The following is a 24,881-nucleotide window of genomic DNA, read 5'->3' on the forward strand; positions in this document are numbered from 1 at the left end:
CTATTTCTGACACTGGCGGCAGTAGAACGTGGCGCGCTGGGCGTGCTTCGTGGCAATAATCGGCGTCCCGCATGCCCTGCATGGCTCGCCCTTACGGCCATACACCTGCAGCTCCTGGGCAAAATAGCCTGGTTTACCGTCGCTTTGCAGAAAATCCTTCAGGGTGGTCCCGCCTTGCTCAATCGAGCGCAGCAGCACTGCTTTAATGACCCGAACCAGCAGCTCACACTCCTGCGCGGACAGCGACGAGGCCAGCCGATCGGGATGGATCCCGGCCGCGAACAGCGATTCACTGGCGTAAATATTCCCCACGCCTACCACCAGCTTGTTATCCATCAGCCAGGGCTTGATCGGGGTCTTTTTCTTCGCGCACTTCTCTTTCAGGTAGTCCGCATTAAACGCGTCTGAAAGCGGCTCAGGGCCCAGATGCGCCAGCACGTTGTGTCCTTCCAGCTCCTTCGTCCACAGCCACGCGCCAAAACGCCGCGGATCGGTGTAGCGGAGCACTTTGCCGTTGCTCATTACCAGGTCAACGTGATCGTGTTTTTCCGCAGGTAGTTCTTCGGTCAGGATGCGCAGGCTCCCGGACATCCCAAGATGGATAATGATCCAGCCGTCAGGCAGCTCCAGCAGCAGGTATTTCGCGCGGCGCTGCACGCTAAGGACGGGTTTGTCGCTTAACGCGTGGATCTCATCGGACACCGGCCAGCGCAGTCGTCCATTGCGAACGACGGCATGAAGAATAGTCGCGCCGACCAGATGGGGCTCAATGCCGCGACGGCTGGTCTCTACCTCAGGTAATTCAGGCATGGTTCCTCCGTTGAGATGCAGAATGCAAAAAACCCCGCAGTTGCGGGGTTTTTCAATACAAGGAGGCTAAAATTATTTGATTTTAGCTTCTTTGTACAGTACGTGCTGGCGTACAACTGGATCGAATTTTTTCAGTTCCAGTTTTTCCGGCTTAGTACGTTTGTTCTTCGTGGTGGTGTAGAAGTGACCTGTACCAGCAGAAGAAACCAGCTTGATTTTCTCGCGAATACCTTTAGCCATGATTTATTTCCTCTTTAAGTACTTAGTACTTTTCGCCACGGGCACGCAGTTCAGACAGAACTGTATCGATGCCTTTCTTATCGATTACACGCATACCTTTAGCAGATACACGCAGGGTGACAAAACGCTTCTCGCTCTCAACCCAGAAACGGTGAGAGTGCAGGTTCGGCAGGAAACGGCGTTTAGTCGCGTTCAGTGCGTGGGAACGGTTGTTACCGGTCACCGGACGCTTGCCAGTAACTTGGCAGACTCGGGACATGTCTATTCTCCAAAAATCAAATTAGCTCGAGCTTCGTATGGGGTATCGGCGCCTCGTCAGGCTTTACAGCCCGGTCATCGCGTAGTTCTAAGTGAACTCTCGATTGCCAGGCCCAAATGCCAAACCCGAGATTCTCAAAGGTGGCGTAGTATACGCTGACTCGGCGGTGTGCTCAAGTCCCGAACAGACAAAGATCCCGATGGATCGCGAGAAATAGCCTAAATCCAGCCATGTTCTGCAAAAGAAATGTACTCTCCGCGGCCAATTATCAGATGGTCCAGAACACGAATGTCCATGAATTGACAGCATTTGATAATGCGTTCGGTGATTTCTTTGTCAGCTCTGCTCGGTTCTGCACAGCCAGAGGGGTGATTATGCGCGAGGATCACCCCCGCTGCATTCACTTTTATCGCTTCACGCACAATTTCACGCGGATGTACCTCAACGTGGCTCAGTGTACCCGAAAACAGGCGGCTGTGCTTCAGTACCCGGTTCCTGTTGTCGAGAAAGATCACCATAAAGATCTCCCGCTCCAGACCGGATAGCTGGCTTTGCAAAAATTCGCGGGTCATGTCAGGGGTAAGGATCGGATCTTGCTCCTCCATCTGTACGTTATAAAATCGCCGGGCAAGTTCAGCAATACCCCGTAACTGGGCATACTTCGCGACGCCAATGCCTTCTACGTGCGTAAACGCCTCCAGTTCGGCTGTCAGCAAACCATGTAGTGAACCAAAATGGTCTATCAGATTTTTCGCCAGCGTAAATACCGTTTTTCCCTTCGTACCTGTACGTAAAAAGAGCGCCAGCAGCTCCTCGTCTTTTAATAACGCGACGCCATGACGCAGCATTTTTTCGCGCGGTAGCAGCAGTTCAGTCTCTTCCATGCCCGGCCTCCTTCTGTTTGCCATTATGCTGCCACAGGCAAATCCGGGGCTCGACGCTGAGGTTTCGTTCTTGCGTAGCGCCTCGCAAAGTGCATAAAGGACTTCATCACCCCCTATTTGGGATTGTGGTAAAATGCCCGCTCTCTGGTGAAACCCAACAGGAAAGAATCATGATGAGCCTGGCCGGTAAAAAAATCGTTCTTGGCGTGAGCGGCGGCATTGCTGCTTATAAAGCGCCGGAGCTGGTGCGTCGTCTGCGCGAGCGCGGGGCGGACGTGCGGGTCGCGATAACCGAAGGCGGTAAAGCCTTTATCACCCCTCTGAGCCTGCAGGCGGTTTCAGGATACCCGGTATCTGACAGCCTGCTCGATCCGGCCGCCGAAGCCGCGATGGGGCATATTGAGCTTGGGAAATGGGCCGATCTGGTGATTCTTGCCCCTGCCACGGCAGATTTAATTGCCCGCGTGGCGGCCGGTATGGCGAACGATCTGGTTTCGACCATTTGCCTCGCGACGCCTGCGCCCGTCGCCGTTGTGCCCGCCATGAACCAGCAGATGTACCGCAATGCCGCCACCCAGCATAATCTGGAGACGCTGGCGTCGCGCGGCCTGCTTGTCTGGGGCCCGGACAGCGGCAGCCAGGCCTGCGGCGACGTTGGCCCGGGGCGTATGCTCGACCCGTTGACGATTGTGGATATGGCCGCCGCCCATTTTTCACCTGTCAACGACCTGCAACATCTCAACATCATGATTACCGCGGGCCCGACGCGCGAGCCGCTGGACCCGGTGCGTTACATCACCAACCACAGCTCCGGTAAAATGGGCTTTGCAATTGCTGCCGCAGCGGCAAAACGCGGTGCTAACGTCACGCTGGTCAGCGGCCCGGTCTCGTTACCTACGCCACCTTTTGTACAGCGTATTAATGTTACCACCGCGCTGGAGATGGAAGCCGCCGTGCAGGCTCATGCGCAACGCCAGCAGATTTTTATCGGCTGTGCGGCCGTGGCAGACTATCGCGCCGAGACTATCGCCGAGTCTAAAATCAAAAAGCAAGGCGATGAATTAACACTGAAAATGGTGAAAAACCCGGACATTGTTGCCGGTGTCGCCGCACTAAAAAGCCATCGTCCTTACGTTGTTGGATTTGCCGCAGAAACGAATAATGTGGAAGAATATGCCCGGCAAAAACGTACCCGCAAAAACCTCGATTTAATTTGCGCGAACGACGTATCGCTGGCCACGCAAGGATTTAATAGCGACAGCAACGCACTGCACCTTTTCTGGCAGGATGGAGATAAAATCTTACCGCTTGAGCGCAAGGAACTCCTGGGCCAACAATTACTGGACGAGATCGTTACCCGTTATGATGAAAAAAATCGACGTTAAGATTCTGGACCCGCGTGTTGGCGAGCAATTCCCGCTGCCAACCTATGCCACCTCCGGCTCTGCCGGACTTGACCTGCGCGCCTGTCTCGATGACGCCGTAGAACTGGCTCCCGGTGCCACTACCCTGATCCCGACTGGCCTGGCGATCCACATTGCAGACCCGTCTCTGGCGGCAGTGATCCTGCCGCGCTCGGGTCTGGGCCATAAGCACGGCGTAGTGCTGGGTAACCTGGTCGGCCTGATCGACTCCGACTACCAGGGTCAGCTGATGGTGTCCGTCTGGAACCGTGGTCAGGACAGCTTCACCATTGAACCGGGCGAGCGTATCGCGCAGATGGTTTTTGTACCAGTGGTACAGGCAGAATTTAACCTGGTGGCAGACTTTGATGCCACCGACCGTGGCGAAGGCGGCTTCGGCCATTCCGGGCGCAAATAACCGCCCGACACACGTATCTCGCAGCGCCATAACGCAATAACAAACCGCAAACGTCAGTTTGCGGTCGCTGTGTGGATGCCAGCCTGGCAAGTGCTTATTTTCAGGGGTATTTTGTAACATGGCAGAAAAACAAACCGCGAAAAGGAATCGTCGCGAAGAAATACTTCAATCTCTGGCTCTGATGCTTGAATCCAGCGATGGCAGTCAACGCATCACCACCGCCAAACTGGCCGCCTCTGTGGGCGTGTCTGAGGCGGCGCTGTATCGTCATTTCCCCAGCAAAACAAAAATGTTCGACAGCCTGATCGAGTTTATTGAAGACAGTCTGATCACGCGCATTAACCTGATTCTGAAAGATGAAAAAGATACCACCGCGCGTCTTCGTCTGATTGTGCTGTTAATTCTGGGCTTTGGGGAGCGCAATCCGGGTTTAACCCGTATCCTGACCGGCCACGCGCTAATGTTTGAGCAGGACAGGCTGCAGGGCCGCATCAATCAGCTTTTTGAGCGTATTGAAGCGCAGCTGCGCCAGGTGCTGCGCGAGAAGAAAATGCGTGAAGGCGAAGGATACAATACGGATGAGACATTGCTGGCAAGCCAGATACTGGCGTTTTGTGAAGGCATGCTCTCCCGCTTTGTGCGCAGCGAATTCAAATACCGACCAACGGACGATTTTGACGCCCGCTGGCCGTTAGTGGCAGCGCAGTTGCAGTAGCACCGCAGGCCCGGTAAGCGTAGCGCCACCGGGCAATTTAATTACACGCCAAACTCTTCCCGATACGCCCGCACCGCCGCCAGATGATCCGCCATCTCTGGCTTCTCTTCCAGATACGCAATCAGGTCTTTCAGAGTGATGATAGAGGTCACTTTGCAGCTGTAATCACGCTCTACTTCCTGGATAGCAGAGATATCGCCGCGACCACGCTCCTGACGATCAAGAGAAATCAGCACGCCAGCCAGCGTCGCACCGTTGGCCTGGATAATCTCCATAGATTCACGGATCGCGGTGCCTGCGGTAATCACGTCGTCGACCAGCATCACGCGGCCCTGCAGCGCGCTGCCCACAAGATTACCGCCTTCACCGTGGGTTTTGGCCTCTTTGCGGTTAAAGCAGTACGGCACATCACGGTCATGGTGCTCCGCCAGCGCCACCGCCGTGGTAGTTGCAATCGGAATGCCCTTGTACGCAGGGCCAAACAGCAGGTCGAAATCAATCCCGGAATCCACCAGCGCTTCGGCATAGAAGCGGCCTAACAGTGCCAGATCGCGCCCGGTATTAAACAGCCCGGCGTTGAAGAAATATGGGCTCTTACGCCCGGATTTCAGCGTAAATTCGCCAAACTTAAGTACCTGTTTATTAATCGCAAACTCAATAAACTGGCGCTGATACGATTTCATGGATTCGCTCCTTTGGTTTTTTCTGTCTTGCAGGCAAAAAAAAGGCGACTCATTGGTCGCCTTTAAAATCAATTTTCTAACGCCGCTTTTTGCGTCGTTACAATGGATTCGATTCCCCCTCGGGCCAACGCCAGCAGAGAGAGAAGTTCTTCATGGGTGAACGGCTCACCTTCCGCCGTTCCCTGCACCTCAATGATGCGACCATCTTCGGTCATCACCACGTTCATGTCGGTCTCGGCGGCAGAATCTTCAACGTATTCCAGATCGCAAAGCGCTTCACCATTAACGATCCCCACGGAAACCGCCGCGACCATCCCTTTCATAGGGTTGGTTTTCAGCTTACCAGCTGCAACCAGCTTGTTCAGGGCATCGGCCAGAGCCACACAGGCACCGGTAATGGACGCGGTACGCGTGCCGCCATCTGCCTGAATCACGTCGCAGTCCAGGGTAATAGTGAATTCACCGAGGATTTTCAGATCAACGGCGGCGCGCAGCGCACGTGCGATCAGGCGCTGGATTTCCATGGTACGTCCACCCTGCTTACCCTTTGCCGCTTCACGGGCGTTACGGGTATGGGTCGCGCGCGGCAGCATGCCGTACTCGGCGGTGATCCAGCCCTGGCCCTGACCTTTCAGAAAGCGCGGAACGCCTTCTTCGATGGACGCGGTGCAAAGCACTTTGGTGTCACCAAACTCAACCAGCACGGAGCCTTCAGCGTGTTTTGTATAGTTACGGGTCAGGGTGACGGGACGCACCTGATTGGCGCTACGACCTGATGGACGCATGATGGATTCTCCGGCTTGAAACGAATGTGGCTGCGCATTATACGGATAAAGGACGCTTATTCCTATCCTGAGAAGCCCCCGAAAGCTATAATCCCCCCATCTCTCCTTTAAAAACGGGAATGTCTATGATCCGCAGTATGACCGCCTACGCCCGGCGTGAAATCAAGGGTAGCTGGGGTAGCGCTACCTGGGAAATGCGTTCGGTAAACCAGCGCTATCTGGAAACATATTTCCGTATGCCGGAACAGTTCCGCAGCCTTGAACCTGTAGTGCGCGAGCGTATCCGTACGCGTCTGACCCGCGGGAAAGTGGAATGCAACCTGCGCTTTGAGCCAGATGCCAGCGCACAGGGCGAGCTGATCCTCAACGAAAAACTGGCGAAACAGCTCGTGAATGCGGCGAACTGGGTCAAAATGCAGAGCGATGAAGGCGAAATCAACCCCGTTGATATTCTGCGCTGGCCTGGCGTCATGGCCGCCGGCGAGCAGGATCTGGACGCGATTGCCGCAGAAATTCTGGCAGCCCTCGACGGCACGCTGGATGACTTTATCGTTGCCCGCGAAACCGAAGGTCAGGCGCTGAAAGCGATGATTGAGCAGCGCCTTGAAGGCGTCAGCGCTGAAGTAGCCAAAGTCCGCACCCACATGCCGGAAGTGCTGCAATGGCAGCGCGAGCGCCTGGTCGCCAAGCTGGAAGAAGCGGAAGTTCAGCTGGAAAACACCCGTCTGGAACAAGAGCTGGTGCTGATGGCGCAGCGCATTGACGTGGCCGAAGAGCTGGATCGTCTGGAAGCGCACGTGAAAGAGACCTATAACATCCTGAAGAAGAAGGAAGCTGTAGGCCGCCGCCTGGACTTTATGATGCAGGAGTTCAACCGCGAGTCGAACACTTTGGCGTCTAAGTCTATCAACGCTGAAGTGACCAACTCAGCGATTGAACTCAAGGTTCTGATTGAGCAGATGCGCGAGCAGATCCAGAATATTGAGTAATCGCTTTTTGGATGGCGTCGGCTGACGCCATCCATTATTATTTCTAATCCGAATTCCCGTCTCTTTTCAAATTCAGCAGCCAAGAATCAAAGGTATTCAACATGTATTGATTAAATTTTATAGGTGAAACTCAATCGCCTTAGAAAATCTCAATCGTGATCTTGCGCACAAATCGCTAACCTTTCCGCGTTCACACCGGAGGGTATATGCTGCTTCACATTCTTTATCTTATTGGTATCACCGCCGAAGCCATGACTGGCGCTCTCGCCGCCGGGCGTCGCCGGATGGACACCTTCGGCGTGATCATTATTGCCACTGCAACCGCGCTGGGCGGCGGTTCCGTGCGCGATATCCTGCTTGGCCATTACCCGCTCGGCTGGGTGAAACATCCTGAGTATGTGATTATCGTCGCAACGGCTGCCGTATTAACCACCATCGTGGCACCCGTTATGCCGCACCTTCGCCGCCTGTTCCTGGTGCTTGACGCGCTGGGGCTGATCGTCTTTTCGATCATCGGTGCACAAATCGCGCTCGATATGGGGGAAGGCCCGGTTATCGCCACCATTGCAGCCGTGGTGACGGGCGTTTTCGGCGGCGTGCTGCGCGATATGTTCTGCAAACGCATTCCTCTGGTCTTCCAAAAAGAGCTGTATGCCGGCATCTCCTTCGCCGCAGCGGTGCTCTACATTGCCCTGCAGCATTACGTTTCAAACCACGACGTGGTGGTCATCTCCACGCTGCTGTTTGGCTTTACGGCCCGCATGCTGGCGCTGCGTCTGAAGCTCGGATTGCCCGTGTTTCACTATAAGCACAGCGCCCACTGATCTCAGAACCCATTGATGTGCTGCTGAGCAAGCCACCTGACCAGCACATCGATCTCTGGCGCGTGCAGCCAGGCAACGATTTGCCGCGCCTTCTCCGCTCCCGTACCCGGCAAGGCCTGCCAGGCCTTTTCACTGCGTTCGCTCATCTTCTGCCACGACACATCTTCCAACGCCTTCAGCGAGGCCTGTGGCAGCGGAACACCCAGCGCCATAATCCAGCGGATAAAAGGCTGCTCATGCACCTGATTAAAGCGATGCCAGAGCGCCAGCCCGCGTGCGGCAGAGAATCCCGGTGTCGACTGCAGCTGCTCCTGCGTTAATAGCAGCCACGAAAAGAGATGTTCAAAATGATGCGCCTGCCAGAGTATGCGCCAGCCTGACTCACCTAATCCTTCAATGTTGAATACCTGCTTTGAACTGAGCCACGTCAGCCGGGCAAAGAACTGATCCATACACTCCGGCGAGGCATAAAAGCAACTCAGGGAGTGATAACGCGAGGCCGGAGGCTCAGGTTTTTGTCTGTCCGCCCCTCGCCAGACCACCTTATCAAACCGAGGGATACCCTGCCCTGCCAGGCTGACCTGGATCTGATCGCCCGGGGCAATATCCAGCCTCTGCCAGCGCCCAACCGAACCGAGACTCACTCGCTGCACCCGTTTATCGTCCAACTGCACAGGCTCAAGTGCCGCCACGACAGAAATTTTGCCCGTGCGCCCCACGGAAAAAAGAATATTCCTGACCTCTGCGACCTGTGCCGCAGGCGAATATTTCCACGCGATAATCCAGTTGCCTTCGCCGGGCAGCCAACTCTCCCCTGTAGGTGGCTCCGCAGACCGAACCACTATGCCATCCGTGGCAAAGGGCAATGCCGTGTTTTGCCAGGCCAAACGCTGTTTTTCAACAGCATCAACCGCTTGTACGGGCAACGTATAGCGCGCCGTCAGGGAAAAGCCTGCGCTGGACAGCTCAGAAAGCCTGTTTTCCATTCCCTTCGGTCCATCCGGCCAGGCCCAGATAAATATTCCTGTCTGGCTCAGAAGCGCGTTGTCCTTTTGTCGCATCATCGCACCCGCCACTTTTGCGCGAGCATTCATTCCGCCCATCTGCCGCTGGACGTGGTTTTCGCGTAACCAGAAAAGCTCCCCCTGTAAGACGCTGTTTGCAAGCGCGCCGGATACCTCCTTGGGTACGGACGGGATCAAACGCACGCGGGCCGTCCAGTCCTCGCCTTTTAACCCATTACCACGGCTGATGGCCCGCGCTAGCTTTCCGTTGCGATACACCAGCGTCACCGCCACGCCATCGACTTTTGGCTGCATCCAGAGATTTTTCCGGCCGTGCATCCAGTGACCCAGCGCTTCTTTGCTGGCTGCTTTACGTACCCCCGTATGGGCAACAGGATGTTTTACGTTTCCCTCCAGCGCAGGAAGGGCGCTCTCAGCAAAATCGTTGCCGAAACAGCGCTGCCACTGGGTTAAACGGCCATTGAGCTGGTCATACACTTCGTCACTGACCTCGCTCACCCCCAGCTTCCAGTAAGCCTCATCCCAGCGTTTGATTTGTGCACTTAATGACGCAATCTCTTTTTCGGCTTTTGCCTGTGACCACACCGGGCACACCGCCGCCCCGTAACCACACCACAACAGCATTAACCCGCTTATCCACCGCCACATCGCTATCCCTCCTTTGCAATGCAGGAGGTATAACTTGACGTGAGAAACGACGCTAATAGCAACCTTTCACGTTGCGAGGCGCTATCCAGCGTTAATTTTTATTGCTGCAAACCGCAGATAAAACCTGAAAACGGTACGCAAAATTCAATAATCCAGGGGAAAAAGTGTGACAAAGGCTACGTCACACAGCGGCGACGTGTATAATAAGCCCGTATGTAGGACTTCTTCGTTAACACATACAAAAGACTCTCATGGCTCAAGGCACGCTTTATATTGTTTCTGCCCCTAGCGGCGCGGGTAAATCCAGCCTTATTCAGGCACTGTTAAAAACCCAACCGTTGTACGACACACAGGTTTCTGTTTCTCACACCACGCGAGCGCCGCGTCCGGGTGAAGTGCACGGTGAACACTATTTCTTTGTGGATCACGACGAGTTCAGAGCGATGATCGGCAGAGATGCGTTTCTTGAACACGCAGAAGTGTTTGGTAACTACTACGGCACCTCGCGTGAAACCATTGAGCAGGTTCTGGCGACGGGCGTGAATGTGTTCCTCGACATCGACTGGCAGGGCGCACAGCAAATTCGCAAGAAAATGCCTGACTCGCGCAGTATCTTTATTTTACCGCCGTCGAAGGATGAGCTGGATCGCCGCCTGCGTGGCCGCGGTCAGGACAGTGAAGAAGTCATCGCAAAGCGTATGGAACAGGCAGTTGCAGAAATGAGCCATTACGCGGAATATGATTACCTTATTGTGAATGATGATTTTGATGCCGCGCTGAGCGATCTCAAAACCATTCTTCGCGCAGAACGACTGCGTATGAGCCGCCAGAAGCAGCGACATGACGCATTAATCACCAAACTGTTGGCAGACTGAACCCACTTTCAGTATCATGCCCAGTCATTTCTTCACCTGTGGAGCATTTTAAGTATGGCACGCGTAACTGTTCAGGACGCTGTAGAGAAAATTGGTAACCGTTTTGACCTGGTGCTGGTCGCCGCGCGTCGCGCTCGTCAGATGCAGGTGGGCGGTAAAGATCCGCTGGTACCGGAAGAAAACGATAAAACCACCGTTATTGCACTTCGCGAAATCGAAGAAGGTCTGATCAACAACCAGATCCTCGACGTGCGTGAGCGCCAGGAGCAGCAAGAGCAGGAAGCCGCAGAACTGCAGGCCGTAACCGCCATTGCTGAAGGTCGTCGTTAATTAAACCTGCGGGTCGCCCTTGTATCTGTTTGAAAGCCTGAATCAACTGATTCAAACCTACCTGCCTGAAGACCAGATTAAGCGTCTTCAGCAGGCGTATCTCGTTGCACGTGACGCTCACGAGGGCCAGACACGTTCAAGCGGTGAACCCTACATCACGCACCCGGTTGCGGTAGCCTGTATTCTGGCCGAGATGAAACTCGACTACGAAACGCTGATGGCCGCCCTGCTGCACGACGTGATCGAAGATACCCCTGCCACCTACCAGGATATGGAACAGCTGTTTGGCAAAAGCGTTGCCGAGCTGGTGGAAGGGGTCTCTAAGCTTGATAAGCTGAAATTCCGCGACAAGAAAGAGGCGCAAGCCGAAAACTTCCGCAAGATGATTATGGCGATGGTGCAGGATATCCGCGTCATTCTCATCAAACTCGCTGACCGTACCCACAACATGCGCACGCTGGGCTCACTTCGCCCGGATAAACGTCGCCGCATTGCCCGTGAAACCCTCGAAATTTACAGTCCGCTGGCGCACCGTTTAGGTATCCACCACATCAAAACCGAGCTGGAAGAGCTGGGCTTTGAAGCGTTGTACCCGAACCGCTATCGCGTGATTAAAGAGGTGGTGAAAGCCGCACGCGGTAACCGTAAAGAGATGATTCAAAAGATCCTCTCTGAAATTGAAGGGCGTTTGCAGGAAGCGGGAATCCCGTGCCGCGTCAGCGGTCGCGAAAAACATCTTTACTCCATCTACTGCAAAATGGTGCTCAAAGAGCAGCGTTTTCACTCGATCATGGATATCTACGCGTTCCGCGTAATCGTCCACGACTCTGACACCTGCTACCGCGTGCTGGGGCAGATGCACAGCCTCTATAAACCGCGCCCGGGGCGCATGAAAGATTACATCGCCATTCCGAAAGCGAACGGCTATCAATCTTTGCATACCTCGATGATCGGTCCGCACGGCGTGCCTGTTGAAGTGCAGATCCGCACCGAAGACATGGACCAGATGGCAGAGATGGGTGTAGCCGCACACTGGGCTTACAAAGAGCACGGTGGCGAAAGCAGCACCACCGCGCAAATCCGCGCCCAGCGCTGGATGCAGAGCCTGCTGGAGCTTCAGCAGAGTGCGGGTAGCTCGTTCGAATTTATCGAGAGCGTTAAATCCGATCTCTTCCCGGATGAGATTTACGTTTTCACCCCAGAAGGCCGCATTGTCGAACTGCCTGCGGGCGCAACGCCGGTCGACTTCGCCTACGCCGTGCATACCGATATCGGGCACGCCTGCGTGGGCGCGCGCGTCGACAGACAGCCTTACCCGCTGTCTCAGCCGCTCTCCAGCGGACAGACGGTAGAAATTATTACCGCGCCGGGTGCACGTCCGAACGCGGCCTGGCTGAACTTTGTCGTGAGTTCCAAAGCGCGTGCCAAAATTCGTCAGCTGTTGAAAAACCTCAAGCGCGATGACTCCGTCAGCCTGGGGCGTCGTCTGCTCAACCACGCGTTGGGCGGCAGCCGCAAGCTGGCTGAGATCCCACCGGAGCATATTCAGCGTGAACTCGACCGTATGAAGCTCACGTCTCTGGACGATCTGCTGGCGGAAATTGGTCTGGGTAACGCGATGAGCGTCGTGGTGGCGAAAAACCTGCAGCAGGGCGAAGCGACGCCATCTGCTCCAGGCGCATCCGGCCATGCTCATCTGCCGATCAAAGGCGCGGACGGGGTGCTGATCACCTTCGCAAAATGTTGCCGTCCAATCCCTGGCGACCCGATTATTGCGCACGTCAGTCCGGGCAAAGGGCTGGTTATCCACCATGAATCCTGTCGTAACATTCGCGGCTACCAGAAAGAAGCCGAGAAGTTTATGGCGGTCGAGTGGGATAAAGAGACGGCGCAGGAATTTATCACCGAAATTAAGGTGGATATGTTCAACCACCAGGGTGCCCTGGCAAACCTGACGGCAGCCATCAACACGGCCTCGTCCAACATTCAGAGCCTGAATACGGAAGAAAAAGACGGCCGCGTCTATAGCGCCTTTATTCGTCTGACCGCTCGCGACCGCGTGCATCTGGCGAACATTATGCGCAAGATCCGCGTCATGCCGGACGTGATTAAAGTCACCCGAAACCGAAACTAGGTTTATGAATTCACAACGTTATGCCCGTATCTGCGAAATGCTTGCCAGACGCCAGCCTGACCTGACGGTCTGCATGGAGCAGGTGCATAAACCTCATAACGTCTCTGCCATCGTCCGTACCGCAGATGCCGTCGGCGTGCATGAAGTGCACGCCGTCTGGCCGGGTCACCGGATGCGAACCATGGTCTCTGCTGCGGCAGGCAGTAACAGCTGGGTATCCGTCAAAACTCACCAGACGATTGGCGATGCCGTATCGCATCTGAAAGGACGCGGGATGCAGATCCTGGCGACAAACCTGTCCGATAAGGCCGTGGATTTCCGCGAAATCGACTATACCCGCCCGACCTGCATTTTGATGGGTCAGGAGAAAACCGGGATCTCCCAGGAAGCGCTGGATCTGGCGGATCGGGACATCATCATTCCGATGATCGGCATGGTCCAGTCCCTTAACGTCTCCGTGGCGTCCGCACTCATTCTGTATGAAGCGCAGCGCCAGCGTCAGAACGCCGGGATGTACGAGCGCAGCAACAGCATGCTGCCGGAAGAAGAACAGCAGCGCCTGCTGTTTGAAGGTGGCTATCCGGTGCTGGCACGCGTTGCGAAGCAGAAAAAATTGCCTTACCCCCACGTCAACGCGCAGGGCGAAATTGAAGCCGATGCCGAGTGGTGGGCCACCATGCAGTACGCCGGGTAACCTATGAAAGGCCGCCTGCTGGATGCTATCCCGCTCAACAGCCTGACGGGCGTGGGCGCGGCGCAAAGCAATAAGCTGGCAAAAATTGGCCTGCACACCGTGCAGGATCTCCTGCTTCACCTCCCCCTGCGTTATGAAGACCGCACTCAGCTCTACAAGATTGGCGATCTGCTTCCCGCCATTTACGCCACCGTTGAAGGCGAAGTCCTGAACTGCAATATCACTTTCGGCGGACGCCGGATGATGACCTGTCAGATCAGCGACGGCACCGGCATCCTCACCATGCGTTTCTTCAACTTCAGCGCGGCGATGAAGAACAGCCTGGCGACCGGCCGTAGGGTGCTGGCCTATGGCGAAGCTAAACGCGGGAAATACGGCGCAGAGATGATCCACCCGGAGTACCGCGTGCAGGGCGATCTCAGCACGCCGGAACTGCAGGAGACGCTCACCCCGGTTTACCCGACGACCGAAGGCATCAAGCAGGCGACGCTGCGTAAGCTCACCGATCAGGCCCTGGAGCTGCTGGACACCTGTGCCATTACCGAACTGCTGCCGCCAGAACTGGCTCAGGGGATGATGAGCCTGCCCGAGGCGCTGCGCACCCTGCACCGCCCGCCGCCAACGCTGCAGCTCAGCGATTTAGAAAGCGGTAAACACCCCGCCCAACGGCGTCTTATCCTTGAGGAATTACTGGCGCATAACCTGAGCATGCTGGCGCTGCGCGCCGGCGCGCAGCGTTTCCACGCTCAGCCGTTAAGCCCGAATGATGTGCTCAAAGATAAGCTGCTGGCCTCGCTGCCCTTTAAGCCCACCGGCGCGCAGGCGCGCGTCACCGCCGAGATTGAGCGCGACATGGCGCTCGACGTGCCGATGATGCGCCTGGTGCAGGGCGACGTAGGTTCAGGTAAAACGCTGGTTGCCGCCCTGGCCGCCCTGCGCGCGATTGCCCACGGCAAACAGGTCGCGCTGATGGCACCAACCGAACTGCTGGCTGAACAACACGCTAACAATTTCCGCGCCTGGTTCGCACCGCTCGGGATTGAAGTGGGCTGGCTTGCCGGAAAGCAAAAAGGCAAAGCGCGTCTTGCGCAGCAGGAAGCCATCGCCAGCGGCCAGGTGCAGATGATTGTGGGCACGCACGCTATCTTTCAGGAGCAGGTGCAGTTTAACGGCCTCGCGCTGGTGATTATCGACGAGCAGCACCGCTTCGGCGTGCATCAGCGTCTGGCGCTGTGGGAAAAAGGGCTGCAGCAGGGCTTCCACCCGCATCAGCTGATCATGACCGCCACGCCGATCCCGCGTACCCTGGCGATGACCGCCTACGCCGATCTGGATACCTCTACCATCGACGAACTGCCGCCGGGCCGAACGCCGGTGACGACGGTCGCCATACCGGATACGCGCCGCAGCGACATCATTGACCGCGTGCGCAACGCCTGCACCCATGAAGGGCGCCAGGCCTACTGGGTCTGTACCCTGATTGAAGAGTCGGAACTGCTGGAAGCCCAGGCCGCCGAAGCGACGTGGGAAGAGCTCAAGCTGGCACTGCCCGAGCTGAACGTTGGCCTGGTTCACGGCCGCATGAAGCCTGCCGAGAAGCAGGCGGTGATGCAATCCTTCAAACAGGGGGAACTGCATTTGCTGGTCGCGACGACGGTCATCGAAGTGGGCGTTGACGTACCCAACTCCAGTTTGATGATCATCGAAAACCCGGAGCGTCTGGGGCTTGCCCAGCTCCACCAGCTGCGCGGGCGCGTTGGCCGCGGCGCGGTAGCGTCTCACTGCGTGCTGCTTTACAAAGCACCGCTTTCAAAAACCGCCCAGATGCGACTGCAGGTGCTGCGCGACAGCAACGACGGCTTTGTGATTGCGCAAAAAGACCTGGAGATACGCGGCCCGGGCGAACTACTGGGCACGCGCCAGACGGGAAATGCTGAATTCAAAGTGGCGGATTTACTGCGCGATCAGGCCATGATCCCCGAAGTTCAGCGCCTTGCGCGCCATATTCATGAACGCTACCCCGAACAGGCGGCAGCGTTAATTGAGCGCTGGATGCCGGAAACCGAACGTTATTCCAACGCCTGATCTCAGGCAAATATCGGCAGCATCAGGTACAGCTTGATCACCAGCGCGTTGACGATATCAATGAAGAATGCGCCGACCATCGGGACCACCAGAAACGCCATATGCGATGGCCCGAACCGTTCGGTGATCGCCTGCATGTTGGCGATAGCCGTTGGGGTAGCCCCCAGACCAAACCCGCAGTGACCGGCCGCCAGCACCGCCGCATCATAGTTTTTCCCCATCATGCGCCAGGTCACGAACATGGCATAAAGCGCCATAAACAGCGCCTGCACCGCCAGAATCGCCACCATCGGCAGCGCCAGCGAGGCCAGCTCCCACAGCTTCAGGCTCATCAGCGCCATCGCCAGGAACAGCGACAGGCAGACGTTGCCGAGCACCGATACCGCCCGCTCAAACACGCGGTAGAAGCCCATCAGCGCCAGACCGTTGCTCAGGATCACCCCGATAAACAGCACGCAGACAAACGTCGGCAGTTCAAACGCGGTACCCGCCAGCCATTGCGCAACCACTTTGCCCACGGTCAGGCAGATGGCAATCATCGCGATGGTTTCAATCATCACCAGCGAGGTGATGCTGCGGCCAACGTCCGGTTTTTCAAACGCGGTCGGCACCATTTCATCGTCCGGTCTGCCATTCGGCGTGGTGGAGTGCTTCACCAGATAACGTGCTACCGGGCCGCCAATCAGGCCACCCAGTACCAGGCCAAAGGTCGCGCAGGCCATCGCCACTTCCGTCGCGTTTTCAAAACCGTAGCGTTCGATGAACAGCTTGCTCCACGCCGCGCCGGTGCCGTGACCGCCCGAAAGGGTAATCGACCCCGCCAGCAGCCCCATCAGCGGATCCAGCCCCAGCAGCGTTGCCATACCGATTCCAATCGCATTTTGCATCAGCAGCAGCCCCACCACCACAATCAGAAACACGCCGAGCACCTTACCGCCCGAGCGCAGGCTCGCCAGGTTGGCGTTCAGGCCGATGGTGGCAAAGAAAGCCAGCATCAGCGGGTCTTTCAGGGACATATCAAAATCAATTTCCCAGCCCATGCTTTTTTTCAGTATCAGCAAGGCCAGCGCCACCAGCAGACCGCCGGCGACAGGTTCAGGAATAGTGTATTTTTTCAGAAAGGAAACGCTGTGGACCAGCTTGCGACCAAGCAGAAGAACCAGCGTTGCGGCAACAAGGGTCGACAACGTATCGAGATGAATCATAAAAGGCTCCTGTTATGCGCGTATTCCATACACACGCGGCGTTATCCTGGGCCGGTTTGCGCTCGTCATGAGCCCCCGGCGCAAAAAGTGTAATTTTTTTTTCCGATAGGTTGTAAAAAACCTGCTCACAGCGGCAGATTTTCTTCCTTTTTTTTGCTGGCAATCGTTTGCTTTTACCAGGTGGTCAGATAAAATGCCCGCTTTTCCACCGTGGGATTGCCGCCGATGTCCGTTAACACCATAGAATCGCCAGATGCGCAACCGATTGCGCAGAAGCAAAATAGCGAACTGATTTACCGCCTTGAAGACCGACCGCCGCTGCCGCAGACGCTTTTTGCCGCCTGCCAGCATCTTCTGGCGATGTTTGTTGCGGTGATCACCCCGGCGCTGCTGATTTGCCAGGCGCTCGGTTTACCGGCGCAGGACACGCAGCACATTATCAGTATGTCTCTGTTCGCCTCCGGCGTGGCCTCCATTATTCAAATTAAAGCCTGGGGCCCGGTGGGGTCTGGGCTACTGTCGATTCAGGGCACCAGCTTTAACTTCGTGGCGCCGCTGATCATGGGCGGTACAGCGCTGAAAACCGGCGGTGCGGATGTTCCGACCATGATGGCGGCGCTGTTCGGCACGCTGATGCTGGCAAGCTGCACGGAGATGGTCATCTCCCGCGTTCTGCACCTGGCACGCCGTGTGATCACCCCGTTGGTTTCCGGCGTGGTGGTGATGATTATCGGCCTGTCGCTGATTCAGGTGGGCCTCACCTCCATCGGTGGCGGCTACGCGGCAATGAGCGACCACACCTTCGGCGCGCCGAAAAACCTGCTGCTGGCGGGCGTGGTGCTGGCGATCATCATTCTGCTTAACCGTCAGCGTAACCCTTACCTGCGCGTGGCCTCGCTGGTGATCGCCATGGCAGCGGGCTATCTGCTGGCGTGGGCGCTGGGGATGCTGCCGGAGAACACCGCGCCGACCAACAGCGCGCTGATCACCGTCCCAACGCCGCTTTATTACGGCCTGGGCATAGACTGGGGTCTGCTCCTGCCGCTGATGCTGGTGTTTATGATTACTTCTCTGGAGACCATCGGTGATATCACCGCTACCTCCGACGTCTCTGAGCAGCCGGTTTCCGGCCCGCTGTACATGAAGCGTCTGAAAGGCGGCGTGCTGGCGAACGGCCTGAACTCGTTTGTCTCTGCGGTATTCAACACCTTCCCGAACTCCTGCTTCGGCCAGAACAACGGTGTGATCCAGCTGACTGGCGTGGCCAGCCGCTACGTTGGTTTCGTGGTGGCGCTGATGCTGATCGTCCTCGGCCTGTTCCCGGCGGTGAGCGGCTTTGTGCAGCACATTCCTGAGCCGGTGCTGGGCGGCGCAACGCTGGTGATGTTTGGGACTATCGCGGCCTCCGGCGTGCGTATCGTCTCCCGCGAGCCGCTGAACCGCCGCGCGATCATGATTATCGCGCTGTCGCTGGCCGTTGGTCTGGGTGTTTCCCAGCAGCCGCTGATCCTGCAGTTTGCGCCGGACTGGGTTAAAAACCTGCTCTCTTCCGGCATTGCCGCGGGCGGTATCACCGCTATCGTGCTGAACCTCGTTTTCCCGCCTGAGAAGAACTGATCTCCCTCACGGCAGGCAGTCAATGCCTGCCGTGACATCTAATTACACCATTCCCGCCTTGAGCATTGCGCATAAATCGTGCATAACTCCCTTATGTTCGTTTCGCGGGATGGAAGACCATGAAATTTATTGGAAAGCTACTCGTCTATCTTCTGGTAGCCCTGCTTATTGTGCTGCTGGCGCTCTATATTTTGCTCCAGACCCGCTGGGGCGCGGCGCAGGTCAGCAGCTGGATTACGGTGAATACCGACTACGAACTCAGTTTCGACAAGATGAATCACCGCTTTTCATCGCCTTCCCACCTCATTCTGGAAAATGTCACCTTTGGGCGGGACGGTAAACCCGCCACATTAGTTGCCAAAAAAGTCGATATTGGCCTGAGCAGCCGTCAGATCACCGCTCCGCTGCACATGGGCACTATCACCCTGTTCGACGGCACGCTGAATCTCTCGCCTCAAACAGCGCCGCTGCCCTTCCAGGCCGATCGTCTGCAGCTGAACAACATGGCCTTTAACAGCCCGAATACTGAATGGGATCTGAGCGCACAGAAGGTCACGGGCGGCGTCAGCCCATGGCAGCCAGAAGCCGGGAACGTGCTGGGTAAAAACGCGAAGATCCAGATGAGCGCCGGCTCGCTGACCCTGAACGGCGTACCAGCCACCAACGTGCTAATCGACGGCCAGTTGAACGGCAAGGAGGTGGTGCTGAACACCATTGGTGCCGATATGGCCCGTGGCTCGCTCACCGGATCCGCCCTGCGTAACGCTGACGGAAGCTGGATAATCGACACCATGCGCCTGAACGAGATCCGCCTGCAGAGCGACAAAACGCTGAAAGCGTTCTTCGCGCCGCTGGCTACCATCCCCTCCCTGCAAATTGGCCGTCTGGAGATCACCGATGCCCGCCTGCAGGGCCCGGACTGGGCGGTGACCGATCTCGACTTAAGCCTGCGCAACCTGACTCTCAGCAAAGGCGACTGGCAGAGCCAGGAAGGTCGCCTGTCCATGAACGCCAGCGAGTTTATCTTCGGCTCGCTGCATCTGTTTGACCCGATCCTGAATGCGGAGTTTTCCCCGCAGGGCATAGCGCTGCGTCAGTTCACCTCCCGCTGGGAAGGCGGTATGGTGCGTACGTCCGGCAACTGGCTGCGCGACGGCAAAGCGCTGGTGCTGGACGATGTTGCCATCGCCGGGCTGGAGTACACCCTTCCTGAAAACTGGAAAACGCTGTGGATGGCGCCGCTGCCGGAATGGATGAACAGCGTCACGCTGCAAAAATTTGGCCTGAGCCGCAACCTGGTGATCGACATCGATCCCGCATTCCCGTGGCAGATCACCTCCCTGGACGGCTACGGCGCAAACCTGCAGCTGGCGAAAGATCGCCAGTGGGGCGTCTGGGGCGGCAGCGCAACATTAAACGGCGCGGCGGCGACCTTTAACCGCGTGGACGTGCGCCGTCCGTCGCTGGCGTTGAATGCTAACGCCGCCACGGTGAACATTAGCGACCTGAGCGCGTTTACCGAGAAAGGGATTTTGGAGGCGACCGCCACCGTGTCACAGCTGCCACAGCGGCAGACCACGGTGAGCCTGAACGGGCGCGGCGTACCGCTCAACGTGCTGCAGCAGTGGGGCTGGCCTGCGTTACCGATTGCGGGTGACGGCAATATTCAGCTCACCGCCAGCGGCAGCGTGCAGGCGAATGCGCCACTGAAGCCAACGGTGAATGGGAAGCTGAGCGCGGTAAATATGGATAAGCAGCAGGTGCAGCAGACGATGACGGGCGGTGTGGTTTCAACGCCTGTGCAATAAACAAGCCGGGTGGCGGCTGCGCCTTACCCGGCCTACGATCCTATGTAGGCCCGGTAAGCGAAGCGCCACCGGGCATTTTTCCAGCTCAGAGGTAAACCACCACCTCATCCCCCTCCGCTTTCACCACCACCCCCCACTCGCTGCCCGCGTGCGAGCCGCCTTTCACGCCACTCAGCTTCTGCACGTTGCGCAAGCACACCGACCAGTTTTGCGCGTCACCCGCGCCGGTAAAGGTCACAATGTCGCCCCGACGTGACGCCTTCAGCGTAAACGCCACGGAACCGTCCGCCGCAGGCACTTCGCTCACCGCCGCTGCGCCATCCTCCAGGTTAAACAGCTGGAAGGCCGTCCCCGCGTTCCACGCGTAGTCCGGCTTCTGGTTATTGTTGCCCAGCGCCAGCAGCGTATTGTCGCGCACGTAGACCGGCAGGCTCATAAAATCGTGCTGCTGCTTATGCCAGCGGCTGCCATGGATTTCGTCGTTGTGCCACAGGTGCGTCCAGCGGCCTTCCGGCAGGTAGAACTGCACGTCCCCCGCCTCGGAGAACACCGGCGCGACCATCAGGGCATCCCCCAGCATGTATTGACGGTCGAGGTAATCGCACGCCGGATCGTCCGGGAACTCCAGCATCATCGCACGCAGCATCGGCGTGCCGAACTCGCGGGCCAGCGCAGCCTGACGGTACAGGTACGGCATCAGCTGACATTTCAGCTGCGTGAAGTGGCGCACCACGTCGCAGGACTCGTCATCGTACGCCCACGGCACGCGGTAGGATTTGCTGCCGTGCAGGCGGCTGTGGCTGGAGAACAGCCCGAACGCGCACCAGCGTTTATAGACGTGCGCCGGAGCGGTGTTTTCGAACCCGCCGATATCGTGGCTCCAGAACCCGAAGCCGGACAGGCCAATCGACAGCCCACCGCGCAGGCTTTCCGCCATCGACTCGTAGTTGGCGTAGCAGTCGCCGCCCCAGTGTACCGGGAACTGCTGCGCCCCGACGGACGCCGAGCGGGCAAACAGCACCGCCTCCTCTTCGCCGACGGTCTCTTTCAGCACGTTCCACACCAGTTCGTTATAAATGTAGGCGTAGTGGTTGTGCATCTTCTGCGGATCGGACCCGTCGAACCACTGCACGTCCGTCGGGATACGCTCGCCGAAGTCGGTCTTGAAGCAGTCAACGCCGATATCCACCAGGCCTTTCAGCTTGTCGGCATACCACCGGCATGCGTCCGGATTGGTGAAGTCGTAAATCGCCAGCCCCGGCTGCCATTTGTCCCACTGCCACAGGGAGCCGTCCGGGCGCTTGAGCAGGTAGCCCTTCGCTTTCAGCTCGCGGAAAATCGGGGATTTCTGGCCGATATACGGGTTGATCCACACGCAGACCTTCAGCCCTTTCTCCTTCAGGCGGCGGATCATCCCTTCCGGGTCCGGGAAAGTCACCGGGTCCCATTCAAAATCGCACCACTGGAAGGCCTTCATCCAGAAGCAGTCGAAGTGGAACACATGCAGCGGCAGGTCGCGCTCGGCCATGCCGTCGATAAAGCTGTTCACCGTGGCTTCGTCGTAGTTGGTGGTGAACGACGTGGTCAGCCACAGGCCGAACGACCACGCCGGCGGCAGCGCCGGGCGCCCGGTGAGCTGCGTATAGCGGTTCAGCACCTCTTTTGGCGTCGGGCCGTCGATCACGAAATACTCGAGATATTCCCCTTCGACGCTGAACTGCACTTTAGAGACCTTCTCGGAGCCGACTTCAAACGAGACGTTTTCCGGGTGATTCACCAGCACGCCGTAGCCGCGGTTGGTCAGGTAGAACGGGATATTTTTGTAGGACTGCTCGGTGCTGGTGCCGCCGTCGCGGTTCCAGGTTTCGACCGTCTGGCCGTTGCGCACCAGCGCGGTAAAGCGCTCGCCCAGGCCGTAGACTGTTTCCCCCACGCCCAGATCCAGACGCTCGAACACGTAATTACGGTCGGTGTTACTGTCCTGCACGTAGCCGTTGTTTTTCAGCTGGCTGCCGGTAATGCGCTGGCCGTTGCGCAGGAAATCCAGCGCCCAGAACTCGCCTTTGGTGACGCGCACGCTGACGCTGCCGCTTTTCAGCTCGGCAAATTCGGCGTTGTTTTCAATCTCGACCTTCACGTCCTTCAGAACGTTCAGCGGATAGTGCGGGCCGTTGTTCAGCGCGCCCTGGAAGTGCTCGATGCGCACCCCGACAATCCCTTCCTGCGGGGAAAACAGGCGCACCGTGAACATCAACGTGTCGAGCTGCCAGGTGCGCTCACGCACGTCGCGCGGCGCAACATACACCACCAGGTCATTGCCCTGCTGCTCCACGTCGAACACCTGAACCGGACAGGTCACGTTCAGGCCCGGTTGAATAAGCCAGTTTCCATCACTGATTTTCATGCTTTCGTCCTCTTAGTTCTGCAATTCTTTACTGACCGGCAGGTTTTCAAAATCCTGCTGATTGCGGCGCGCGCCCTGCGCCAGCTCGCCCAGGATTTTGGTCAGGAAGGGGGTTTTCAGCGTGTAGTAGCGTTTGGCGATAATGGCGCTCAGCACGTAGCAGATCGCCGGCGCCAGCGTAAACAGGCCGATAATGATGCTGATGGTCGCGCTGTTCTGGGTTTTGGCCGCCGCGTCGTAGCCGCCGCCTGCCAGCATCCAGCCGATCATCGCCCCGCCCAGCGCCAGGCCGAGCTTCAGCACGAACAGCGTGCCCGCAAAGCTGATGCCGGTCAGGCGTTTGCCGTTGGTCCATTCGCCGTAGTCGACGGTATCGGACATCATTACCCACTGGATTGGCGTCACCAGCTGGTGCAGCACGCCGATAACGAAGATAAAGACGAACATCAGCACGGTGGCGTGCATCGGGACGAAGAACATCGCCACGCTGACCACCGCCAGCGCGGCGTTGGTCCACCAGAAGATGCTGACCTTGCACTTCCAGTCGGTGAGCGGTTTCGCCAGCGCGGAGCCGATCAGATTGCCGACGCAGTAGGTGGTGAGGAATGCGACGAACACCTCCGGCGATCCCATGATCCAGGTGCAGTAGTACATCATCGCGCCGCCGCGCACGCAGACGGCGAGGATATTGAGGATGGTCAGCACGCCGACAATGCGCCACTGGTCGTTTTGCCAGATATCGCGCAGGTCTTCCCGCATGGAGGTGGTGCTCGGGGGCACCTGGATGCGCTCTTTGGTGGTGAAGAAGCAGAACGCCAGCATCAGGAACGCGACCACCGACAGCACGGCGATCCCGCCCTGGAAGCCGAACGCCTTATCGTCGCCGCCAATCAACTTCACCAGCGGCATCATCAGCACCGTGGAGAGCATGCCACCCGCCGTCGCCAGCACGAAGCGCCAGGACTGAAGGGAGATACGCTGCGTCGGGTCGCTGGTGATTACCCCGCCCAGTGCGCAGTACGGGATGTTGACCACGGTATAGAGCAGGGTCAGCAGGGTGTAGGTAACGGCGGCGTAAACCATTTTGCCGTTGAGGCTGAGGTCCGGCGTGGTGTAGGCCAGCACGCAGACGATGCCGAACGGGATGGCACCGAACAAAATCCACGGACGGAACTTGCCCCAGCGGCTGCGGGTGCGGTCGGCGATCAGCCCCATGCACGGGTCGAAGATTGCATCCAGCGCACGGGCCAGCAGGAACATGGTGCCGACAAACCCGGCGGGAATGCCGAAAATATCGGTGTAGAAAAACATCATGTACAACATGACGTTATCAAAAATGATGTGGCTGGCGGCGTCACCCATGCCATAGCCAATCTTCTCTTTTACTGACAATACTTCGCTCATCTTTTTTATCCTTCACGCTGTAGGGGGCGCTGAGACCGGTTGCATTGGTTTTAAACCATTGTTTCAACGGCGGGTATTGCGTTTTCTGGTTAGCAGATTACGTTTCTTGTTTTTTGTGATCGCGATAAATGTTGGAGAGCACAAAAGGCTAACCTGAGGATTTTCTTAGGAATTAGCTGAAACAGGGGGGTACAGGTCAAAAGAGAGGTGAAAAAAGTGGTGTGGGGTATGTGGTAAATGACTGAAAGTAGCTATAATGCGCCCCGCCTCCATGTAGCAATCGAGGCGCGGAAGATCGTCATCTCCGGTGAGGTGGCTGGACTTCAAATCCAGTTGGGGGCGCCAGCGTTCCCGGGCAGGTTCGACTCCTGTGATCTTCCGCCAAAAATGTCATTCACCTCGATAATAAAAAACGTCACTCGTAAATAGAACCGCTTATTGCAACCACCTTATGTGAGCTTGATCAATTATTCATTTGAATATTGAGTGTTATCCTTTTACTTATTCAAAAAATATTTAAGGGAAGCTGTAATGGAATGGATTATTGGTGCGGTGATTCTAATGGCTATTATTTGTACCATATTCAAGCCCAGACGGTGTGATATCTGTCTCTTATACACATCTGACGCTGCCGACGACGGA

Annotated in this window: 22 protein-coding genes and 1 tRNA gene; 13 read left to right on the top strand and 10 right to left on the bottom strand. The window is 57.1% G+C overall.

Annotated features, from left to right (window positions below; all coding sequences use genetic code 11):
* The 4 genes from mutM to radC form a co-directional block, all read right to left on the bottom strand.
* Complete coding sequence (gene mutM, locus HBA26_RS17065; RefSeq protein ID WP_028015018.1) at positions 1–810, bottom strand: bifunctional DNA-formamidopyrimidine glycosylase/DNA-(apurinic or apyrimidinic site) lyase; 810 nt, start codon at positions 808–810, stop codon at positions 1–3.
* A gap of 72 nt (positions 811–882) precedes the next feature.
* On the bottom strand, positions 883–1,050 hold the full coding sequence (gene rpmG / locus HBA26_RS17070; RefSeq protein WP_003024094.1) for a 50S ribosomal protein L33: 168 nt from the start codon (positions 1,048–1,050) through the stop codon (positions 883–885).
* 22 nt (positions 1,051–1,072) lie between these two features.
* Complete coding sequence (gene rpmB, locus HBA26_RS17075; RefSeq protein WP_002436699.1) at positions 1,073–1,309, bottom strand: 50S ribosomal protein L28; 237 nt, start codon at positions 1,307–1,309, stop codon at positions 1,073–1,075.
* 218 nt (positions 1,310–1,527) lie between these two features.
* Positions 1,528–2,193, bottom strand: a complete 666-nt coding sequence (radC, locus tag HBA26_RS17080) for a DNA repair protein RadC (protein ID WP_028015017.1) — start codon at positions 2,191–2,193, stop codon at positions 1,528–1,530.
* Between the two features lie 173 nt (positions 2,194–2,366).
* Here radC and coaBC point away from each other — a divergent pair, with 173 nt between their 5' ends.
* The 3 genes from coaBC to slmA all read left to right on the top strand — a co-directional run bounded on the left by coaBC (position 2,367) and on the right by slmA (position 4,729).
* Complete coding sequence (gene coaBC, locus HBA26_RS17085; protein WP_028015016.1) at positions 2,367–3,578, top strand: bifunctional phosphopantothenoylcysteine decarboxylase/phosphopantothenate--cysteine ligase CoaBC; 1,212 nt, start codon at positions 2,367–2,369, stop codon at positions 3,576–3,578.
* A complete protein-coding gene (gene dut, locus HBA26_RS17090) occupies positions 3,556–4,014 on the top strand; it encodes a dUTP diphosphatase (RefSeq protein WP_015570042.1) in 459 nt (152 codons plus the stop codon). Before coaBC ends, dut begins: the two co-directional genes overlap by 23 nt.
* A 118-nt stretch (positions 4,015–4,132) precedes the next feature.
* Positions 4,133–4,729, top strand: coding sequence for a nucleoid occlusion factor SlmA (slmA, locus tag HBA26_RS17095; RefSeq protein WP_028015015.1), 597 nt, complete (start codon positions 4,133–4,135; stop codon positions 4,727–4,729).
* A gap of 41 nt (positions 4,730–4,770) precedes the next feature.
* On the opposite strand, the gene pyrE is transcribed toward slmA, so the two are convergent.
* A complete protein-coding gene (gene pyrE, locus HBA26_RS17100; RefSeq protein ID WP_041911672.1) occupies positions 4,771–5,412 on the bottom strand; it encodes an orotate phosphoribosyltransferase in 642 nt (213 codons plus the stop codon).
* A 68-nt stretch (positions 5,413–5,480) separates the two neighbouring features.
* Positions 5,481–6,197 carry a ribonuclease PH gene (gene rph, locus HBA26_RS17105; RefSeq protein WP_010426431.1) on the bottom strand — a complete coding sequence of 239 codons (717 nt, stop codon included), beginning with the start codon at positions 6,195–6,197 and terminating at the stop codon, positions 5,481–5,483.
* Between the two features lie 125 nt (positions 6,198–6,322).
* Here rph and HBA26_RS17110 point away from each other — a divergent pair, with 125 nt between their 5' ends.
* Both HBA26_RS17110 and HBA26_RS17115 read left to right on the top strand, forming a co-directional pair.
* A complete protein-coding gene (locus HBA26_RS17110; RefSeq protein ID WP_008502687.1) occupies positions 6,323–7,186 on the top strand; it encodes a YicC/YloC family endoribonuclease in 864 nt (287 codons plus the stop codon).
* 206 nt (positions 7,187–7,392) lie between these two features.
* A complete protein-coding gene (locus HBA26_RS17115) occupies positions 7,393–8,010 on the top strand; it encodes a trimeric intracellular cation channel family protein (RefSeq protein ID WP_023334014.1) in 618 nt (205 codons plus the stop codon).
* Positions 8,011–8,012: 2 nt separating this feature from the next.
* Here the strand turns inward: HBA26_RS17115 and ligB are convergent, their stop codons facing one another.
* Positions 8,013–9,683 carry an NAD-dependent DNA ligase LigB gene (gene ligB / locus HBA26_RS17120; protein ID WP_126345611.1) on the bottom strand — a complete coding sequence of 557 codons (1,671 nt, stop codon included), beginning with the start codon at positions 9,681–9,683 and terminating at the stop codon, positions 8,013–8,015.
* A 251-nt stretch (positions 9,684–9,934) separates the two neighbouring features.
* Between ligB and gmk the strand changes: the two genes are divergently transcribed.
* The 5 genes from gmk to recG are packed head-to-tail and all read left to right on the top strand — an operon-like array spanning position 9,935 to position 15,801.
* Positions 9,935–10,558 (top strand): guanylate kinase, encoded by a 624-nt coding sequence (gene gmk / locus HBA26_RS17125; protein ID WP_010426438.1) that lies wholly within the window; start codon positions 9,935–9,937, stop codon positions 10,556–10,558.
* Positions 10,559–10,612: 54 nt separating this feature from the next.
* Entirely contained in the window at positions 10,613–10,888 is a 276-nt protein-coding gene (rpoZ, locus tag HBA26_RS17130; protein WP_000135058.1) for a DNA-directed RNA polymerase subunit omega, read from the top strand.
* Between the two features lie 19 nt (positions 10,889–10,907).
* Entirely contained in the window at positions 10,908–13,022 is a 2,115-nt protein-coding gene (gene spoT, locus HBA26_RS17135) for a bifunctional GTP diphosphokinase/guanosine-3',5'-bis pyrophosphate 3'-pyrophosphohydrolase (RefSeq protein WP_028015011.1), read from the top strand.
* 4 nt (positions 13,023–13,026) lie between these two features.
* The gene (gene trmH, locus HBA26_RS17140; protein ID WP_049137146.1) at positions 13,027–13,716 is read left to right on the top strand and encodes a tRNA (guanosine(18)-2'-O)-methyltransferase TrmH; all 690 of its coding nucleotides are present in this window, start codon (positions 13,027–13,029) and stop codon (positions 13,714–13,716) included.
* A gap of 3 nt (positions 13,717–13,719) precedes the next feature.
* On the top strand, positions 13,720–15,801 hold the full coding sequence (gene recG, locus HBA26_RS17145; RefSeq protein ID WP_048958508.1) for an ATP-dependent DNA helicase RecG: 2,082 nt from the start codon (positions 13,720–13,722) through the stop codon (positions 15,799–15,801).
* Between the two features lie 2 nt (positions 15,802–15,803).
* Here the strand turns inward: recG and gltS are convergent, their stop codons facing one another.
* On the bottom strand, positions 15,804–17,006 hold the full coding sequence (gene gltS / locus HBA26_RS17150; protein WP_047366905.1) for a sodium/glutamate symporter: 1,203 nt from the start codon (positions 17,004–17,006) through the stop codon (positions 15,804–15,806).
* Positions 17,007–17,231: 225 nt separating this feature from the next.
* On the opposite strand from gltS, the gene xanP reads away from it, so the two are divergent.
* A complete protein-coding gene (xanP, locus tag HBA26_RS17155) occupies positions 17,232–18,623 on the top strand; it encodes a xanthine/proton symporter XanP (RefSeq protein WP_014881972.1) in 1,392 nt (463 codons plus the stop codon).
* A 119-nt stretch (positions 18,624–18,742) separates the two neighbouring features.
* Complete coding sequence (locus HBA26_RS17160) at positions 18,743–20,431, top strand: AsmA family protein (RefSeq protein WP_126345612.1); 1,689 nt, start codon at positions 18,743–18,745, stop codon at positions 20,429–20,431.
* An 85-nt stretch (positions 20,432–20,516) separates the two neighbouring features.
* Here the strand turns inward: HBA26_RS17160 and yicI are convergent, their stop codons facing one another.
* Positions 20,517–22,835, bottom strand: a complete 2,319-nt coding sequence (gene yicI / locus HBA26_RS17165; protein ID WP_126345613.1) for an alpha-xylosidase — start codon at positions 22,833–22,835, stop codon at positions 20,517–20,519.
* Positions 22,836–22,847: 12 nt separating this feature from the next.
* Positions 22,848–24,239, bottom strand: coding sequence for a glycoside-pentoside-hexuronide family transporter (locus HBA26_RS17170; protein ID WP_126345614.1), 1,392 nt, complete (start codon positions 24,237–24,239; stop codon positions 22,848–22,850).
* Positions 24,240–24,528: 289 nt separating this feature from the next.
* Between HBA26_RS17170 and HBA26_RS17175 the strand changes: the two genes are divergently transcribed.
* Positions 24,529–24,623: transfer RNA gene (locus HBA26_RS17175), tRNA-Sec, on the top strand.
* Positions 24,624–24,881: the final 258 nt, after the last annotated feature.

Source organism: Enterobacter sp. 725m/11 (assembly GCF_011683705.1).
GTDB classification, from domain to species: domain Bacteria; phylum Pseudomonadota; class Gammaproteobacteria; order Enterobacterales; family Enterobacteriaceae; genus Enterobacter; species Enterobacter bugandensis.